General features: G+C 65.2%; 16 protein-coding genes. 4 read left to right on the top strand and 12 right to left on the bottom strand.

Translation table 11 applies throughout. The features are described from left to right. Position 1: 1 nt before the first annotated feature. The 8 genes from ACEN9Q_RS24940 to ACEN9Q_RS24905 form a co-directional block, all read right to left on the bottom strand. On the bottom strand, positions 2 to 1,054 hold the full coding sequence (locus tag ACEN9Q_RS24940) for a hypothetical protein (RefSeq protein WP_495626392.1): 1,053 nt from the start codon (positions 1,052 to 1,054) through the stop codon (positions 2 to 4). Between the two features lie 45 nt (positions 1,055 to 1,099). Next, the gene (locus ACEN9Q_RS24935; protein WP_495626391.1) at positions 1,100 to 1,660 is read right to left on the bottom strand and encodes a GNAT family N-acetyltransferase; all 561 of its coding nucleotides are present in this window, start codon (positions 1,658 to 1,660) and stop codon (positions 1,100 to 1,102) included. A 7-nt stretch (positions 1,661 to 1,667) separates the two neighbouring features. Further along, complete coding sequence (locus ACEN9Q_RS24930; protein ID WP_495626390.1) at positions 1,668 to 2,795, bottom strand: acyl-CoA dehydrogenase family protein; 1,128 nt, start codon at positions 2,793 to 2,795, stop codon at positions 1,668 to 1,670. 29 nt (positions 2,796 to 2,824) lie between these two features. Beyond that, complete coding sequence (locus ACEN9Q_RS24925) at positions 2,825 to 3,493, bottom strand: SDR family oxidoreductase (protein WP_495626389.1); 669 nt, start codon at positions 3,491 to 3,493, stop codon at positions 2,825 to 2,827. Between the two features lie 111 nt (positions 3,494 to 3,604). Further along, the gene (locus ACEN9Q_RS24920) at positions 3,605 to 4,804 is read right to left on the bottom strand and encodes an acetyl-CoA C-acyltransferase (RefSeq protein WP_056437607.1); all 1,200 of its coding nucleotides are present in this window, start codon (positions 4,802 to 4,804) and stop codon (positions 3,605 to 3,607) included. Next, positions 4,797 to 6,638 carry a bifunctional isocitrate dehydrogenase kinase/phosphatase gene (aceK, locus tag ACEN9Q_RS24915; protein ID WP_495626388.1) on the bottom strand — a complete coding sequence of 614 codons (1,842 nt, stop codon included), beginning with the start codon at positions 6,636 to 6,638 and terminating at the stop codon, positions 4,797 to 4,799. Before aceK ends, ACEN9Q_RS24920 begins: the two co-directional genes overlap by 8 nt. A gap of 302 nt (positions 6,639 to 6,940) precedes the next feature. Beyond that, complete coding sequence (locus ACEN9Q_RS24910) at positions 6,941 to 8,125, bottom strand: isovaleryl-CoA dehydrogenase (protein WP_495626387.1); 1,185 nt, start codon at positions 8,123 to 8,125, stop codon at positions 6,941 to 6,943. A gap of 97 nt (positions 8,126 to 8,222) precedes the next feature. Beyond that, positions 8,223 to 8,648: a MerR family transcriptional regulator gene (locus ACEN9Q_RS24905; RefSeq protein WP_056437620.1), complete on the bottom strand. Its 426-nt coding sequence runs from the start codon at positions 8,646 to 8,648 to the stop codon at positions 8,223 to 8,225. A gap of 135 nt (positions 8,649 to 8,783) precedes the next feature. Here ACEN9Q_RS24905 and ACEN9Q_RS24900 point away from each other — a divergent pair, with 135 nt between their 5' ends. The 3 genes from ACEN9Q_RS24900 (at position 8,784) to ACEN9Q_RS24890 (ending at position 10,984) form a co-directional block, all read left to right on the top strand. Then, positions 8,784 to 9,836 (top strand): MBL fold metallo-hydrolase, encoded by a 1,053-nt coding sequence (locus tag ACEN9Q_RS24900; RefSeq protein ID WP_495626386.1) that lies wholly within the window; start codon positions 8,784 to 8,786, stop codon positions 9,834 to 9,836. Positions 9,837 to 10,172: 336 nt separating this feature from the next. Then, positions 10,173 to 10,586, top strand: coding sequence for a hypothetical protein (locus ACEN9Q_RS24895; RefSeq protein WP_056437625.1), 414 nt, complete (start codon positions 10,173 to 10,175; stop codon positions 10,584 to 10,586). 224 nt (positions 10,587 to 10,810) lie between these two features. Then, the gene (locus ACEN9Q_RS24890; protein WP_200958267.1) at positions 10,811 to 10,984 is read left to right on the top strand and encodes a hypothetical protein; all 174 of its coding nucleotides are present in this window, start codon (positions 10,811 to 10,813) and stop codon (positions 10,982 to 10,984) included. Between the two features lie 8 nt (positions 10,985 to 10,992). On the opposite strand, the gene ACEN9Q_RS24885 is transcribed toward ACEN9Q_RS24890, so the two are convergent. The 4 genes from ACEN9Q_RS24885 to ACEN9Q_RS24870 form a co-directional block, all read right to left on the bottom strand. Further along, positions 10,993 to 11,619 (bottom strand): UbiX family flavin prenyltransferase, encoded by a 627-nt coding sequence (locus tag ACEN9Q_RS24885; RefSeq protein ID WP_056437627.1) that lies wholly within the window; start codon positions 11,617 to 11,619, stop codon positions 10,993 to 10,995. Next, positions 11,612 to 11,929, bottom strand: coding sequence for a Grx4 family monothiol glutaredoxin (gene grxD, locus ACEN9Q_RS24880; RefSeq protein ID WP_495626385.1), 318 nt, complete (start codon positions 11,927 to 11,929; stop codon positions 11,612 to 11,614). Before grxD ends, ACEN9Q_RS24885 begins: the two co-directional genes overlap by 8 nt. 202 nt (positions 11,930 to 12,131) lie before the next feature. Beyond that, a complete protein-coding gene (locus ACEN9Q_RS24875) occupies positions 12,132 to 14,483 on the bottom strand; it encodes a Tex family protein (RefSeq protein ID WP_495626384.1) in 2,352 nt (783 codons plus the stop codon). Between the two features lie 111 nt (positions 14,484 to 14,594). Further along, positions 14,595 to 15,350, bottom strand: coding sequence for an SDR family oxidoreductase (locus ACEN9Q_RS24870; protein ID WP_495626383.1), 756 nt, complete (start codon positions 15,348 to 15,350; stop codon positions 14,595 to 14,597). A gap of 208 nt (positions 15,351 to 15,558) precedes the next feature. On the opposite strand from ACEN9Q_RS24870, the gene ACEN9Q_RS24865 reads away from it, so the two are divergent. Next, the gene (locus ACEN9Q_RS24865; protein WP_495626382.1) at positions 15,559 to 16,476 is read left to right on the top strand and encodes a LysR family transcriptional regulator; all 918 of its coding nucleotides are present in this window, start codon (positions 15,559 to 15,561) and stop codon (positions 16,474 to 16,476) included. Positions 16,477 to 16,583 lie beyond the last annotated feature (107 nt).

Here is a 16,583-nt window from a genome sequence, read left to right as displayed (position 1 = left end):
GTTACTGCAAGCGGTGCGTGATCTCCATCGCGAACGGGAACAGCATCTCGCACGGCTGGCCGTGGCAGACGGCAGGTTTATAACGCAGGGCCATGGCGGCACTGGCGACGTAGCGGATCACGTCGTCGTCGAAGCTGCCCACCTTGCGCACTTCCTTCGGGCGGCCGTCGGCGCCGACCAGCACGTGCAGGCGCAGCAGCCCGCGCGCGTTGTACTTGCCGGCGGCGGCCAGCGTGACCCGGTTGAATTCGACGGTGCCGTTCAACGGGTAGGGCGGCTCGTCGCCCGGCTCCAGCGCCGGGTAGCGGCTGCGCACGATGTCCTGCTGCTCCGGCGTGAGCCCATCCCAGCCGGCGTTGGTCGGCAGCGCGGACATCACCTCCGTCTTCGCCAGCAGCGTGCCCGTGTCCGGCTCGGCCTGGTGTTGCCTGAACTTGTTTTCCGGCTTGACGGCTTGCGTCTTGCGCGCGCTTGGATCGAACGTGCCGGTGCGGCCGCTGCCGGCATACGTGATGCGGTCACCGTCGACCGGATGCCCGTCGCGGAATTCGCCTTCGACCATGCCGCCGAGGGCAAAAGTGAGGCGGCCCTGGCCGTTCGGGCGGTCTGCGCGGAATTCGCCCTGGTAGGCGTCGCCGTTCGGATAGATCTGCACGCCCTTGCCTTCGCGCCGCATCATTGTGAGGCCGCCTTCGTAGCGCAGCTCGTCGGCGAAGTGCAGATAACCCTCGCCGTCCGGGATGCCGTCGGTCAGCGAGCCGATATAAGTAAATTTGTCGCCTGCTTTCAGTTTGGCTTCGCCGCTGACCGCGCCGCGCGCGAACTTGCCTTCGATGCGCCGCGTGCTGCCATCCTGCGTCGTCCATTCGAGCACGCCGGTGCCGTCCGCAAAGCCGTCCTTGCACGGGCCGTTCCAGTGCACGGATCGGTCGGGGGGGACCGGCAGCAGTTTGCCGACCTGGCAGTCCGGCGCGCCGTAGTGGACAGGAAGGTCGTCCGCGTGGGCGGTCGACGCGATGCAGGACGCGAGCAGCAGGGGCACGATGGTTTTCATCCCGCGACTCTAGCATGCGGGTCCGGCCCGGATGCTCACCGATTGTCACCCCTGGCGCAACCTGAACGTCATGTAGCTCAGGTCATGGCTGGCGTCCGCGATGCGGAGCATGTCGGCCACGCGCGCGACCGTCGTGAAGCCGGCACGCACGTACAGTTCGCACGCGGGGAGGTTGTCCGACAGGACTTCGAGATCGATCCAGCCGATGTCGGTGTCGTCGCGCGCCCAGCCGGCGGCCGTTGCGAGCAGGCGCCGTCCGAGCCCGCGCCGCCGCCACACGCGGTGCACGCCCATGCCGAGCATGGCGCGGTGCGTGGCGGCCGGTTCGGGCCGGCCGCGCAGGTCGACGTGGCCGGCGATGTCGCCGCCCGGCGCGATGGCCAGCCACAAACGGCGCCAGCCCGGCTGGCCGACGGCGATGTCGATACCCTTGATGAACGCGATGCGCAGCCCGGCCGGCAGGCGCGGCTGCCCGGGCGCCACCGGCTGGAACAGCGGCGTGCCGTCGGCGCCGTTGTCGCGCAGGTGGTCGTCCAGGTAGGCGAAGAACGGCGCCAGGTCGGCGGTGCCGGCCGGGCGGATCGTCAACGTTTGCGCGGTGTCCATCGATCCGTCACAGTGCGCGTGCGATCAGGATCTTCTGGATGTCGCTCGTGCCTTCGTAGATCTGGCACACGCGCACGTCGCGGTAGATGCGCTCGATGGGGAAGTCGGCCACGTACCCGTAGCCGCCGAACACCTGCATCGCGGACGACACGACGCGCTCGGCCATCTCGGACGCGAACAGCTTGGCCATCGCGGCTTCCTTGAGGCAGGGCAGGCCGGCGTCCTTCATCGACGCGGCGTGCAGGATCAGCTGGCGCGCGGCCTCGATCTGCATCGCCATCTCGGCCAGGCGGAACTGCACGGCCTGGTGGTCGAAGATCGGCGTGCCGAAGCTCTCGCGTTCCCTGGCATACGCCAGCGCGGCCTCGAACGCGGCGCGCGCCATGCCGACCGATTGCGACGCGATGCCGATGCGGCCGCCCTCCAGGCCGGACAAGGCGATCTTGTAGCCTTGCCCTTCTTCGCCGATCAGGTTCTCGGCCGGGACGCGGCAGTTGTCGAACACGATCTGCGCCGTGTCCGACGAATGCTGGCCCATCTTGTGCTCGATGCCGGCGACGATGTAGCCGGGCGTGTCCGTCGGCACCCAGAACGCGCTGATGCCCTTCTTGCCGGCCGCCTTGTCCGTGACCGCCATGACGATCGCGACGTCGCCGTGCTTGCCGCTCGTGATGAACTGCTTGGTGCCGTTCAGGACGTAGTGGTCGCCGTCGCGCACGGCCGTCGTGCGCAGGGCGGCGGCGTCGCTGCCCGTGTGCGGCTCGGTCAGCGCGAAGGCGCCCAGCAGGTCGCCTTGCGCGAGCGGACGCAGCCAGCGTTCCTTCTGCGCGGGGTTCGCGTACGCCATCGCGATCGAGCACACGGGGCAGTTGTTGACCGAAATGATGGTCGACGTGCCGCCGTCGCCGGCCGCGATCTCTTCCAGCACGAGCGCCAGCGCCACGTAATCGAGGCCGGCGCCGCCGTACTGCTCGGGCACGGCCACGCCGAACGCGCCCAGCCGGGCCAGTTCCTTCAGCTCGTCCCTGGGAAAATGGTGCTCGCGGTCCCAGCGCGCGGCGTTGGGCGCCAGGCGCTCCTGCGCGAAGGCGCGCAGGGCGTCGCGGATCATCTGGTGTTCTTCGGTCAAAATCATTTGTCTCGTCTATCGTTATCGTCGAGGGCTCACCACGGGATCGGTGTGCCGTCGTAATTGAGGAAGGCGCCGTTCTGCGCTTGTGTTGCGGCGGCCAGCGTGGCGCGCAGCCCGGTCGCGCTCTGCTGCACGGTGAGCGTGGCGCCGGGGCCGCCCATATCGGTCTGCACCCAGCCCGGATGGAACGTGAGGCAGGTGGCGCCTTGCGGGCCCCAGGTCAGCGCGGCGTCGGCCAGCACGGAATTCAGCGCGGCCTTGCTGGCGCGGTACAGCGACGCCTCGCTGCTCTTGCGCGTGCCGATGGACCCCATGCGCGACGAGATCACGGCCAGCCTGCCGCGCGTGGCGGCGACCAGCGGCGCGACGATGGGCAGGATGCGCATCGCGGCCAGCACGTTCGTGTGCATGACGTCGTCGAACTCCTGCTCCGTCGGGAAGCCGGCGTGATCCGGGCCGTACACGCCGGCGACGAGCCAGGCGGCGTCGATCTTTTCGTCGTCCAGCTTCCAGCCCAGGCCACCGATCGATTCCGCGTTGGTGACGTCGACCTGGTGCGCTTGGGCGCCCAGTGCGCGCAGCGCATCGCAATCCGGAGTCTTGCGCGCGGTGGCGATCACGCGCCAGCCGTCGGCGCGGTATTGACGGGCAAGTTCGTGGCCGATGCCGCGCGAGGCGCCGATGATGAGAACGGTGGACATGGGAAGATCTTTCACGATATGGATGCGGTCCGTCACCTTACCGTGTTTTGAAAACACGCGCGTGACGTGGGCACGGGGTGCCCACCCTACCGGTCATTCGTCCGCCATCGATTACACCATCTCGATCGCCATCGCGGTCGCCTCGCCGCCGCCGATGCACAGCGAGGCCACGCCGCGCCTGCCGCCGGTCTTCTTCAGCGCGCCCAGCAGGGTGACGATGATGCGCGCGCCCGACGCGCCGATCGGGTGGCCCAGCGCGCAGGCGCCGCCGTGGATATTGATCTTGTCGTGCGGGATGTCCAGCTCGTGCATCGCGGCCATCGGCACGGCGGCGAAGGCTTCGTTGATCTCGAAGAGGTCGACGTCCTTCGCGGACCAGCCGGTCTTCTTGAACAGCTTTTGCAGCGAGCCGATCGGCGCCGTCGTGAACTGGTCCGGTTCCTGCGCGTGCGTCGTGTGGCCGACGATGCGGGCGATCGGCGTGAGGCCCAGTTCCCTGGCCGTCGATTCGCGCATCATGACGAGGGCCGCCGCGCCGTCGTTGATCGACGACGACGATGCCGCCGTGATGACGCCGTCCTTCTTGAAGGCCGGGCGCAGGGTCGGGATCTTGTCGACCTTGGCCTTGACCGGGCCTTCGTCTTTTTCGATGATGGTCTCGCCCAGGCGGTTCGCCACGGTCACCGGTGCGATCTCCCACTGGAAATCGCCGGACTCGGTGGCGTTCTGCGCGCGCCTGACGGATTCGATCGCGAACGCGTCCAGCTGCTCGCGCGAGAAGCAGTATTTGGCCACGCACTCCTCGGCGAACGTGCCCATCGAGCGGCCTTCTCCCGTCTTCTCGTTGCGCGAATAGGCGTCTTCCAGGCCGTCCATCATCATGTGGTCGAACATGACGCCGTGGCCGATGCGGTAGCCGCCGCGCGCCTTCGGGATCAGGTACGGCGCATTGGTCATCGATTCCATGCCGCCGGCGACGACGACGTCCGCGCTGCCGGCCTTGAGCACGTCGTGCGCGAAGATCGCGGCCTGCATCGCCGAGCCGCACATCTTCGACAGGGTGACGGCGCCCGTCGACAGCGGCAGGCCGGCCTTGATCAGCGCCTGGCGCGCCGGGGCCTGGCCCTGGCCGGCCATCAGGCAGTTGCCGAAATAGACGTGCTCGACGAGGCTGGCGTCGACGCCGGCGCGCTCGACGGCCGCCTTGATCGCCACGGCGCCCAGGTCGCTCGCGGATTTCGAGGAAAAGTCGCCCTGGAAGGCGCCCATCGGGGTACGGGCGGCGCCGACGATAACGATTGGATCATTCATTGTGTAAGGTCTCCAAGTAATGGGGTTGCGGCGAGGGTAGCGCCGGGTTCGATTGGTCCGCGTGATGGAACCGGATGTGCTGCGGATAGGGAAAGACGTCCTCGACTTCGCCCGCCAGGATGCGGTCCTTGTGCGATTGCCACCAGACGCGCGTCAATAGTGCGGCGTGGTGTTTCATGAACGCCGCGCGTATCGTTGGATTCGCGAGCAGGAAGCGCGCGAACTGTTCGGGGAAGACGTCGTGCTTGCCGATCGGATACCACGGCTCGGCCGCCATCTCGTCTTCCTCGTTACGCGGCTGCGGGATGTCGCGGAAGTTGCAGTCGGTGAGGTACTCGATCTCGTCGTAGTCGTAGAACACGACGCGGCCTTGTCGGGTGACGCCGAAATTTTTGTACAGCATATCGCCCGGGAAAATGTTCGCGGCGACGAGGTCGCGGATCGCATTGCCGTATTCGAACACGGCATGTTCGATGCGGTCGCCGTCGTCGCTGCGGCGGGCATCGTCCAGGAAGATATTCAGCGGCACCATGCGCCGTTCGATGTACAGGTGCTTGATGATGATGCGGTCGCCTTCGATCTCGACGAGCGAAGGCGCGAACCGGCGCAGCTCGGCCAGCAGTTCCTCGTCGAAGCGCGACAGCGGAAAGGCCACGTCCGAGTACTCCAGCGTGTCGGCCATGCGGCCCACGCGGTCGTGGTGTTTCACCAGCAGGTATTTTTCCTTGATGCGGGCCCGCGTCGTCTCTTTCGGCGGCGGATAGAAATCCTTGATCACCTTGAACACGTACGGAAAGGAGGGCAGTTCGAACACGAGCATCACGAGACCGCGGATACCGGGCGCGCTGCGAAAGGCGTCGGAGCTGTGCTTCAGGTGCTGCAGGAAGTCGCGGAAGAACAGCGTCTTGCCCTGTTTTTGCAGGCCGAGCACCGTATAGATTTCGCTGCGCGGCTTCTTCGGCATCAGGCTGCGCAGGAATTGCACGAAGGCCGACGGCACTTCCATGTCGACCATGAAATAGGCGCGCGTAAACGAGAACAGCAGGATTACCTGTTCCGGGTCGGTCAGCACCGTGTCCAGGACCAGCCGGCCGGCCCGGTCGTGCAGGATGGGCACGACGAACGGGTGCTCGCGGGCGCCGTTGATGGCGCGGCCGACGATGTAGGCAGCCTTGTTGCGGAAGAACAGGCTCGACAGCACGTGCAGTTGCTGGTTCGGTTCGCGCTCGTGCAGGCCGAACTGCTCGGCCATGCGTGCCTCGACGAGGGCGATATCGCGGTCGAGGTTGGCGAACGGGCAGTCGAGCTGGAAATTCGTCACCATGCGCCGCAACGCGAAGCGCAGGCCGTCCGCCGCCGGGTAATACACGCGGTACGTGGGCGCCGGTTCGTCCGTCTCGATGTATTCGGTCGACACGGCCGGGCGCACGAAGATGAAATCGTTGCGGTAGTAGCTGCGGTGCAGGATGTGGCAGCAGACGGAATTGAAGAAGCTCTCGGCCAGTTCCGGACGTTTATGGCCCGTCTGCAGGCCGCTCAACAGGCCGATGTAATGCAGCTTCGTTTCGCGCCAGGTGTCGTCGGTCAGGTCTTCCGGCGCGTAGTCGTCTTCCAGCGCATGCACGCATTCCTGCACGCGCTTGTCGTAGAAATCGATGCGCTTGCGCGCGGCCTGCTGGGCCGTGGTCCAGTCGGCGCGTTCGAAATGGGTCTTGGCCGTCTTGCTGGCCTGGCGGAACAGCGAATAATGGCGGTCGAAGCCGTCCAGGATGGTGCGCGCGATGTCGAAGGCGATCTGGGACGACAGCAGCTTGGGGAAGGTGGCCTGGGTCATCGGGCGTCTCGCGCGGTGGACGGGGCAGCGGTCATTGTAGCTGCGAACGATATGAAACTCGGTGTGTCAGAATGCATCGTCATCGTAAGAAACGTCATTCCCGCGCGGGTGAGCATCGCGCCCCCCGGCACGATGCTCTTCATGCTGAGCTCGCGACAACGCGGCAGTTGCGTGTGCCGGAGGCCGAGCATGAATCCCCGGTTTGCGGGAATGACGTTCTTATCTGCGGGCGGCGTGGAGTGTTATTGTTGTGCCGGCTCCTGCCGATCTTCTTGTTCGCCCGGTCTCCTCTCTCCACAAACTTACATCGTCTCGCCGAACAGCTCGCGCCCGATCAGCATGCGGCGGATCTCGCTCGTGCCCGCGCCGATCTCGTACAGCTTGGCGTCGCGCCACAGACGGCCCACCGGGTATTCGTTGATGTAGCCATTGCCGCCCAGCGTCTGGATCGCCTCGCCCGCCATCCACGTCGCCTTTTCCGCGCTGTACAGGATGGCGCCGGCCGCATCCTTGCGCAGGGCGCGCACCTGCTCCGGGTTCGTCGCGCGGTCGCAGGCCTGGCCGACCGCGTAGACGTACGCACGGCACGCCATCATCGTCGAATACATGTCGGCGATCTTGCCCTGCATCAGTTGGAACTCACCAATTGCCTGACCGAACTGCTTGCGCTCATGGATGTACGGCACGACGACGTCCATGCAGGCGGACATGATGCCCAGCGGGCCGCCGGACAACACGGTGCGCTCGAAATCCAGGCCGGACATCAGCACGTTGACGCCCTTGCCCACGCCACCCAGCACGTTTTCCACCGGCACTTCGCAATCCTGGAACACCAGCTCGCCCGTGTGCGAGCCGCGCATGCCGAGCTTGTCCAGCTTTTGCGCGATCGAGAACCCCTTATAACCCTTTTCGATGAGGAAGGCGGTCATGCCGCGCGGGCCTGCGGCGATGTCCGTTTTGGCGTAGACGACGAGCGTGTCGGCGTCCGGGCCGTTCGTGATCCACATCTTCGTGCCGTTCAGGACGTAGCGGTCGCCCTTCAATTCGGCGCGCAGCTTCATGCTGACGACGTCGGAGCCGGCGTTCGGCTCGGACATGGCGAGGGCGCCGACGTGCTCGCCCGAGATCAGCTTGGGCAGGTATTTGCGCTTCTGCGCTTCGGTGCCGTTGCGCTTGATCTGGTTGACGCACAGGTTCGAGTGGGCGCCGTACGACAGGCCGACGGAGGCCGAAGCGCGCGAGATTTCTTCCATGGCAACGATGTGCGCCAGGTATCCCATGTTGGCGCCGCCGTATTCCTCGCCGACGGTGATGCCCAGCAGGCCCAGTTCGCCCATCTTTTTCCACAGGTCCATCGGGAACTGGTCGGTGCGGTCGATCTCGCCCGCGCGGGGCGCGATTTCGCTCGCGGCGAACTGTTGTACAGCTTCGCGCAGGGCGGCGATGTCTTCGCCGTGGTCAAAGGTCAAGCCAGGGAGATGCAGCATGTCGTCCTCGTTCTCGTCTAGGTTATGGCTGGTGGCCAGGCTGGATGATAGCGCGGAGTGACGTTAACGTAAACGTCAAGCAGGGGTCCACGGCCGATTACGCCGCATCCTTCTCCCCGTCCACCAGCTCCCCGACCGCACCGGACTCCGCCAGCAGTCGCCGGCATTCTTCTTCGTGTACAGAAATTTCGGCCAGCGACATCTCGATATCCGCGCGCTGTTGTTCCAGCGTCTCGCGCTGATGCGACAGCACGCCGAGGAAGCGGTTGATCTGGGCCACCGTGTCCTTGGGCGTCTCGTACATGTCGATGATGCTTTTGATCTCCGACAAAGTGAGGCCCAGGCGCTTGCCGCGCAGCGTCAGTTTCAGCCGGGTGCGGTCGCGCGGGGTATAGACACGGTTGCGTCCGCCCTGGCCCTCGCGCATTGGGCTGAGCAGCCCCTGGTCTTCGTAGAAGCGGATCGCTCGGGCGGTAATGTCGAATTCGCGTGCCAGTTCGGCGATGGTGTAGGTCGTGGCCATGGTGTCCTGCGTGTCTCAAGTGGCGCGGTGCGGAATCGCTTAGAATCACATTCCGCGCCTTCCGTTTACGTTTACGTCAAAGCGTTTGCGGCATTGTAACGCGCTCCGTCCTGCATCAACACGAAAGTCGACCGCATGAATCCACTCGAATCCCAGCTCAGCTATCCGTTCGGCGACGTCATTCCGCCACCCGGCACGGTGACGGATGTGGCACCCGGCCTGTCCTGGCTGCGCATGCCGCTGCCGTTCGCCCTCGACCATATCAATCTGTGGCTGCTGGACGATACCGCGGAGACGCGTCACGGCTGGTCCCTCGTCGACTGCGGCGCCGGGACGGACGCGACCCGGGCGGCATGGGAACGCCTGTTCGTGGACGCAATGGACAACCGGCCTCTGCTGCGCGTGTTCGCAACCCACTGCCATCCCGACCACGTCGGCCTGTCCGGCTGGCTGTGCGAACGATTCCAGGCGCCGTTCTGGACGAGCACGGGCGAATTCGGGTTCGCGCGCATGATGGCCGCGGCGCTGCCCGGCGTCGACGGCCCGTCGGCCATCCCGCATTTCCAGCGCCACGGCCTCGTCGACGCGGGCATGCTCGAGCAGATGCAGAGCCGCAAGAATTACTATCCGTCGCTCGTGCCCGCCGTGCCGGCCGCATACACGCGCCTGCAGGATGGGCAGCGCGTCACCGTCGGCGCACGGGAATGGCGCGTGATCACGGGGTTCGGCCATTCTCCGGAGCACGTCTCGCTGTACGACGACAAGGACCGGATCCTGATCGCCGGCGACATGGTGTTGCCGCGCATTTCGACGAACGTCTCCGTATTCGCCGTCGAACCGGAAGGCAATCCATTGCAGCAATACCTGGATTCCCTGGCCAAGTTCGCGGACTTGCCCGACGACACCCTGGTCCTGCCCGCACACGGCAAGCCGTTCCGTGGCTTGCACACCCGCATCGCGCAACTGCGCGCACACCACGCCGAGCGCCTGGAGGAAGTCCGCGCCGCGTGTGCAGAGCCCAGGTCGGCAGTTGACATTGTCCCGCTGATGTTCAAACGGCAACTCGACGCCCACCAACTCAGTTTCGCGATCGGCGAGGCGCTGGCCCATCTTCATTATCTTTGGTACAACGGTATCTTGACCCGTGTAACCGGCGACGACGGCATCCTCCGTTTTGAGTTGACGTAAAACAACATATTTGGGCAACATGCTTGTCGCAAAAATTGCGACAAGCTAGCAGCATTTCGCCTGATTTTGTTGACTCTTGGCATCATTTTGCGTGCCAAGAGGAACACTTGTTCCCTTTCTTCACGAGAATTTGGACGAGCAAACGTTTTTCTTTTCCTGTAGGATATTTTTCACACATCGCTCACGATGCGCTGGAAAGCCTGGGAATTGCTGGACAGCACTGTGAGAATTGGTCAATACTCACTTATTTGTTACCTATAGTCTTTCCTGCCGTCACAGACGGTCTGGTCAACGGAGCGACCTATGACGGCTTTGCATGAACCCTTAGTGCCACCCATGAATTCGACTAACGAGCGGGAGAGCTTCAGCGAGCGCCTGCAGCAAGCCCTGAAAAATGCGCATTATTCTCCGGACAGCCCGACCCGGCTGGCGCGGGAATTTAACATTCGCTTCGAGGGCCGTCCGATTACGGTCCACGCGGCGCGTAAATGGCTGGTCGGCGAGGCGATCCCGACCCAGGAAAAATTGCGCATGATCGCGCAATGGCTGGGCGTACCGGCCGACTGGCTGCGCTTTGGCGGTTCGGAAAACGCCGCCGCCAGCGGCGACAGTGCCGACGGCAGCGCCCGCTTCGAATCAGCCGACGTCAAGCTGATCGCCGACCTGCAGCGCCTGGACGAGCATCACAAGCAGCTGGCACGCGAATTCATCCGCATGCTGGTGCGCATGAATCACCAGCAGCAGAAATAATCCTTCCGCTCGTCATCGCGTCTCGCGACGGCCGCTTTCGGGGCGGCCGTGTCTCACGGCGCGCCTGCGCCTTCCATACTGCAATTTTTTTCTGCGACAGTCCGCACAAATGGCCGAGTCTCGCGCATAATCGATAACGCTAACGGAACGTCGAGAACGGTCGAGTTCGCGTTCCTGCCTGGCGCTCCGCCAGTGTTATCGGTCAATAAGGATGCAGTCGCCTCATGATTAATAACTACAGCAACACCGCGCAGTTGAAGGACCTCATGACCGCACCGCCGATGACGGCGGCCCAGCACGCAGAAATCATGCGCAAACGTAACGAGCAGCGCAGAAAAATCGAAGACGCAAAGGAACAGAGACAGGCCGAGAAGGATCTGTACGGCGAAGGCGCCTGAACGCCGCTTCAGGCGGCGCCGTCGTCTTTCATGCCGCCCCAGCGCGGGGCGAGCGCATTCGTCACGCCCAGCAGGTCCATGACGCGTGCGGCCGTGTGGTCGACCATCTCGTCTATCGTGGCGGGACGGTGATAAAAGCTTGGCAGCGGCGGGAAGACGATCCCGCCCATTTCCGTGACCGCCGTCATGTTGCGCAGGTGCGCCAGGTTGAACGGCGTCTCGCGCACCATCAGGATCAGGCGGCGGCGTTCTTTCAGCACAACATCGGCGGCACGCGCGATCAGGTTGTCCGACAAACCATGTGCGACCGCGGCCAGGGTCTTCATCGAACAGGGTGCGATCACCATGCCGTCCGTCTGGAACGAGCCGCTCGCGATCGATGCCCCGATCTCGCGGTTACGGTGCACCACGTGGGCGAGCGCTTCCACGTCGCGCCGTTGCAGGCCGACTTCCTGGTGCAGGGTGAGGGAGGCGGCGTCGGAAATGACGAGGTGCGTCTCGACGCCGGGTGCGGCGGACAGCCGTTGCAACAGCCGCACGCCATAGATTGCGCCGGTCGCGCCCGTGATGGCGACGATGATCCGGCGGCGCGGGCCGCCGGGTTCGCCATCCGGGCACGGGCCGGGATCAGCCATTCTTGTTGATCAGCGCTTGCAGTTCGCCGGACTCGTACATTTCCGTCATGATGTCGGAACCGCCGACGAATTCGCCGTTCACGTACAGCTGCGGGATGGTCGGCCAGTTCGAGTATTCCTTGATGCCCTGGCGGACTTCCGCGTCTTCCAGGACGTTCACGGTGGCGATGTTGTCGACGCCGCAAGCCTTCAGGATTTGGATCGCGCGGCCGGAAAAACCGCATTGCGGGAACTGGGCCGTGCCCTTCATGAACAGCACGACGGGCGTGTTGGTCACGGTCTCTTTGATCCAGGATTGTACGTCGCTCATTTGGTTCTGCCTTTGGTGAGAATTGGAGTGGATGACGGCATTTTATAAGAAAACGGGAACGCCGGCATAAGGCGCGCCGCCTGTCCACGCAGGGTGGGCACGCCGTGCCCACGCGTGACGTTTGCGGTTCGCCGGCGTTTGCGTGGGCGGAGCGCGCACGCCGTGCAAACGTCCGCGTGGGCGGAGGCCGCCCACCCTAGGATTACCGCTTGAGTTTGGCGAATGCGGCCGCCATCGCGCCGCCCGCCTGTGGTGCTGGGCGCTCCTGCTTCTGATGCTGGCCCATGCGCTTGCGATCCTCGCGATCGCCGCGCTGCTGCGGTTGCGATCCCGCCTGCGGTGCGCTGTCCGACAAGCGCATCGTGAGCGCGATGCGCTTGCGCTTGACGTCCACTTCCAGCACTTTCACTTTGACGACCTGGCCCGCTTTCACGACCGTGTGCGGGTCCTTCACGAACGTGTTCGACAGCGCCGAGATGTGCACGAGGCCATCCTGGTGCACGCCGACGTCGACGAACGCGCCGAACGCCGCCACGTTGGTCACGACGCCTTCCAGGATCATGTCCGGACGCAGGTCCGCAATGGCTTCGACACCTTCCTTGAACGTCGCCGTCGTGAACTCCGGACGCGGGTCGCGGCCCGGCTTTTCCAGCTCCTTCAAAATGTCGGTCACGGTCGGCACGCCGAATTTGTCGTCCGCATATTTTGCCGGATTCAGGCGTTTGACGAGGGTGCTGTCGCCGAGCACCGACTTGATGTCCTTCTGGATATCGGCCAGGATTTTTTCGACGACGGGATACGATTCCGGGTGCACGGCCGATGCGTCGAGCGGATTGTCGCCGTTCACGATGCGGAGAAAACCGGCCGCCAGTTCAAAGGTTTTGTCGCCCAGGCGCGGCACCTTCTTCAGCGCCGCGCGCGAGGCGAAAGCGCCTTGCTGGTCGCGGTAATTGACGATGCTTTGCGCGACGCTGGACGACAGGCCCGACACGCGCGCCAGCAGCGGTGCCGATGCCGTGTTGACGTCCACGCCGACCGCGTTCACGCAATCCTCGACGACGGCGTCGAGCTGGCGCGCGAGCTGCGTCTGCGACACGTCGTGCTGGTACTGGCCCACGCCGATCGATTTCGGATCGATTTTCACCAGCTCCGCCAGCGGGTCCTGCAGGCGGCGCGCGATGGAGACGGCGCCGCGCAGCGACACGTCCAGCTCCGGCAGTTCGCGCGACGCGAATTCCGACGCCGAGTACACCGACGCGCCGGCTTCCGACACGACGATCTTCGTGAGCTTGAGCTCCGGCTGCTGCTTGATGAGGTCTTGCGCGAGTTTATCGGTCTCGCGCGACGCGGTCCCGTTGCCGATCGAGATCAGCGACACGTTGTGCTTCGCGGCGAGTTTGGCCAGCGTGTGCAGCGAACCGTCCCAGTCGTTGCGCGGCGCGTGCGGGTAGATCGTCGACGTGTCGACCACCTTGCCGGTCGCGTCGACGACGGCCACCTTCACGCCCGTGCGCAGGCCCGGGTCGAGGCCCATCGTCGCGCGCGGGCCCGCGGGCGCGGCGAGCAGCAGGTCTTTCAGGTTACGCGCGAACACGTGGATCGCATCGCCCTCGGCCTTCTCGCGCAAGGCGCCCATCAGCTCCGTCTCGATGTACATGAAGCTTTTTACGCGCCACGTCCAGCGTGCCGTGTCGAGCAGCCATTTGTCGGCCGGGCGGCCCGCGCCCTTGATGCCGAAGCGCGCCGCGATGCGGTTTTCGCACGGGTTGTGCGGCGCGTCCCACTTCGGCTTTTCCGGCTCGGAATCGAGGCGCAGGGTCACGTCCAGCACGCCCTCGCGGCGGCCGCGCATCAATGCCAGCGCGCGGTGCGACGGGACGGTGGCGAGCGTCTCCGAATAATCGAAGTAGTCGGCGAATTTTTCGCCTTCTTCCTGCTTGCCGTCGACGACCTTCGACTCGACGACGCCGTGTTCCTGCACGTATTCGCGCAGCGATTGCAGCAATTGCGCGTCTTCCGCGAAGCGCTCCATCAGGATCTGGCGCGCGCCGTCCAGCGCGGCCTTCGTGTCCGCCACGCCGGGGTTCGCGACGCCGTCCGCGTTCGTGAACGCTTCGCGCAGGTATTTGGCCGCCTCGCTTTCCGGATCGCGCGCCGGATCGTCGAGCAGGCTTTCCGCCAGCGGTGTCAGGCCGGCCTCGATCGCGATCTGGGCCTTGGTGCGGCGCTTCTGCTTGTACGGCAGATATAAATCTTCCAGGCGGGTCTTGTCTTCCGCAAGCGAGATCGCCTGCAGCAGTTCCGGCGTCATCTTGTTCTGCTCCGTGATGGACGCGATGACGGCGGCGCGGCGGTCTTCCAGCTCGCGCAGGTAGCGCAGGCGTTCTTCCAGCAGGCGCAGCTGGATGTCGTCGAGGCCGCCCGTGGCCTCCTTGCGGTAGCGGGCGATGAAGGGGACGGTCGCGCCTTCGTCGAGCAGGGCGATGGCGGCGGCCACCTGTGCCGGTTTGGCGGACAGTTCTTGAGCGAGGCGTTGTTCGATCGAAGGCAGCATGGTACGAAAGGTTCGGTGAGTCGAGCGGGCAATGATACGCAATCGCGGGCGATGTGCCAGTCTTGACAGTGCGGCATTCTCATGCCCGCCTCGGACTCACCGGCGTACCGCTCAGATCTGGGCCTGCCCGCCGTCCACGAACAGTTCGGTGCCGTTGACGAAGCTGGCGTCGTCGGACGCGAGGAACACGGCGGCTTTCGCGATCTCGTCCGGCTCGCCCACGCGGCCCAGCGGGATCTGCGCGGCCAGGTAGTCGACGAGGCCCTGCTGCGCGGCGGCGTCGGTGCCGGCCAGTTCGACGAGGCCCGGCGTGCGGGTCGCGCCCGGGCTGATCGTGTTGACGCGGATGCCGCGGTCCTTCAGGTCCAGGATCCAGTTGCGGGCGAAGGCGCGCACGGCGGCCTTGCTGGCGGCATAGACGCTGAACGCCGGGGTGCCGCTGCTGCCGGCCGTCGAGCCGGTCAGGATCACCGAGGCGCCCTGCGACAGCAGCGGCAGCGCCTTCTGCACGGTGAACAGCGTGCCTTTCACGTTGCGGCCGAAGGTGTCGTCGAATTGTTCTTCCGTGATCTCGCCCAGGGGCAGCATCGAGCCGCCGCCGGCGTTGGCATACAGGACGTCGAGGCGGCCGAAGCGGGCGCGGATCTCGTCGTACAGGCCGTCCAGGGCCGCGAGGTCGCTGGAGTCCACACGCAGGCCGACCGTGTCGTGGCCGATGGCCTTGACGGCGGCATCCAGTTCGGCCTGGCGGCGGCCGGTGACGATCACTTGCGCGCCCTCGAGGGCGAAGCGTTTGGCGGTGGCCAGGCCGATGCCGCTGGTGGCACCGGTGACGAGGGCGATTTTGTTGGCGAGTCTGGCGGTCACGATCTTCTCCTTTGGTTGAGGCCGGGACTGTTTGTTGTCCCGATGTGAAGCATCGTACCGGGTGTGCCTATCGATTAAAATAGCACTGATCGCAAACTATCGTTGCAGATTTGATGTTGTTGCTACCGACAATCGGTAGGCACCCGCGCCCGGATGCCGTAACATGTCGGGTTCGATAACTCATCGGCTCCCACGCCGACGATGAACGATGTCCCTGCTTCCCGATTTCGAAGGTCTCGCGATGTTCGCCAAGGTGGCCGAGGAACGCTCGTTCGCCGGCGCCGCGCGTGCGCTCGGGGTGTCGGTGGCGACCGTGTCGCGGGGCGTCGCGCGGCTCGAGGAGCGGCTCGGCGCGCGCCTGCTGAACCGCACGTCGCGCCAGCTGGCGCTGACGGAATTCGGCCGCACCATCGCGGACAGCGCGCTGAAGATCTATCGCGAAGCGGAAGAGGCCGAGGGCGCCGCGCGCGAGATGTCCGCGCGGCCGCGCGGGCTCGTGCGGCTGGCCGTGCCGATGTCGTTCGGCCTGCGCTGGGTGGCGCCGCTGATGCCCGCGTTCTTCCGCGACTATCCCGACGTCAAAGTCGACCTGCACCTGTCCGATGCCACCGTCGACCTCGTCGGGCAGGGCTTCGACGCCGCGCTGCGCATCGCCGTGCTGCCCGATTCGTCGCTCGTCGCGCGCAAGCTGTGTCCGGTGGCGCAGTTGGTCGTGGCAGCGCCCGGCTATCTGCAAACGCGGGGCACGCCGCGCCATCCGTCCGACCTTGCCGATCACCCCTGCCTGGGCTATGCCTACCGCGCGCGCAGCGATGTGTGGCGCTTCACCAACGCGGAGGGCGAAGAAGTCGTCGTCAAACCGGAAGGTCCGCTGCGCGTGACGAATTCCGACGCATTGCTGCCCACCGTGCTGGCCGGACTGGCGATTGCCGAGTTCCCGGAATTCATTGCGGCAGATCATGTGCGCGCCGGGCAGCTTGTCCCCATACTGGAAGACTGGAGCCTGGCGCGGGGCGGCTTGTACTTCGTCACGCCATCGGCGCGCACGCGGCCCGCCAAGGTCGAAGCCCTGGCCGAGTTCTTCGTACGGCACCTGAGTTCGCCGAGCTGGCGCCTGATGGCATGACGCCGATGACAGATAAGCTCAATTTCTCGGAAGAATACAAGCAAAAAAATGCTTGGTGGGGGCTGGCAAAGCAGGGCGGCAGAGTGTAACTTCTACTCCTTTCGGCT

This window comes from Massilia sp. Masssp93 (assembly GCF_059491295.1).
The sequence above is the reverse complement of the archived record's forward strand: the minus strand, read 5'-3'. Positions and strand labels throughout refer to the sequence as shown.

What these genes read in the sequence shown, in the direction of transcription:
- aceK (WP_495626388.1), bottom strand. Translation starts at nt 6,638, where the DNA reads ATGACCCAGGCCACCTTCCCCAAGCTGCTGTCGTCCCAGATCGCCTTC.
- ACEN9Q_RS24875 (WP_495626384.1), bottom strand. Translation starts at nt 14,483, where the DNA reads ATGCTGCCTTCGATCGAACAACGCCTCGCTCAAGAACTGTCCGCCAAA.
- ACEN9Q_RS24900 (WP_495626386.1), top strand. Translation starts at nt 8,784, where the DNA reads ATGAATCCACTCGAATCCCAGCTCAGCTATCCGTTCGGCGACGTCATT.
- ACEN9Q_RS24905 (WP_056437620.1), bottom strand. Translation starts at nt 8,648, where the DNA reads ATGGCCACGACCTACACCATCGCCGAACTGGCACGCGAATTCGACATT.
- ACEN9Q_RS24925 (WP_495626389.1), bottom strand. Translation starts at nt 3,493, where the DNA reads ATGTCCACCGTTCTCATCATCGGCGCCTCGCGCGGCATCGGCCACGAA.
- ACEN9Q_RS24935 (WP_495626391.1), bottom strand. Translation starts at nt 1,660, where the DNA reads ATGGACACCGCGCAAACGTTGACGATCCGCCCGGCCGGCACCGCCGAC.
- ACEN9Q_RS24910 (WP_495626387.1), bottom strand. Translation starts at nt 8,125, where the DNA reads ATGCTGCATCTCCCTGGCTTGACCTTTGACCACGGCGAAGACATCGCC.
- ACEN9Q_RS24885 (WP_056437627.1), bottom strand. Translation starts at nt 11,619, where the DNA reads ATGGCTGATCCCGGCCCGTGCCCGGATGGCGAACCCGGCGGCCCGCGC.
- ACEN9Q_RS24865 (WP_495626382.1), top strand. Translation starts at nt 15,559, where the DNA reads ATGTCCCTGCTTCCCGATTTCGAAGGTCTCGCGATGTTCGCCAAGGTG.
- ACEN9Q_RS24920 (WP_056437607.1), bottom strand. Translation starts at nt 4,804, where the DNA reads ATGAATGATCCAATCGTTATCGTCGGCGCCGCCCGTACCCCGATGGGC.
- ACEN9Q_RS24895 (WP_056437625.1), top strand. Translation starts at nt 10,173, where the DNA reads ATGAATTCGACTAACGAGCGGGAGAGCTTCAGCGAGCGCCTGCAGCAA.
- ACEN9Q_RS24890 (WP_200958267.1), top strand. Translation starts at nt 10,811, where the DNA reads ATGATTAATAACTACAGCAACACCGCGCAGTTGAAGGACCTCATGACC.
- ACEN9Q_RS24940 (WP_495626392.1), bottom strand. Translation starts at nt 1,054, where the DNA reads ATGAAAACCATCGTGCCCCTGCTGCTCGCGTCCTGCATCGCGTCGACC.
- ACEN9Q_RS24930 (WP_495626390.1), bottom strand. Translation starts at nt 2,795, where the DNA reads ATGATTTTGACCGAAGAACACCAGATGATCCGCGACGCCCTGCGCGCC.
- grxD (WP_495626385.1), bottom strand. Translation starts at nt 11,929, where the DNA reads ATGAGCGACGTACAATCCTGGATCAAAGAGACCGTGACCAACACGCCC.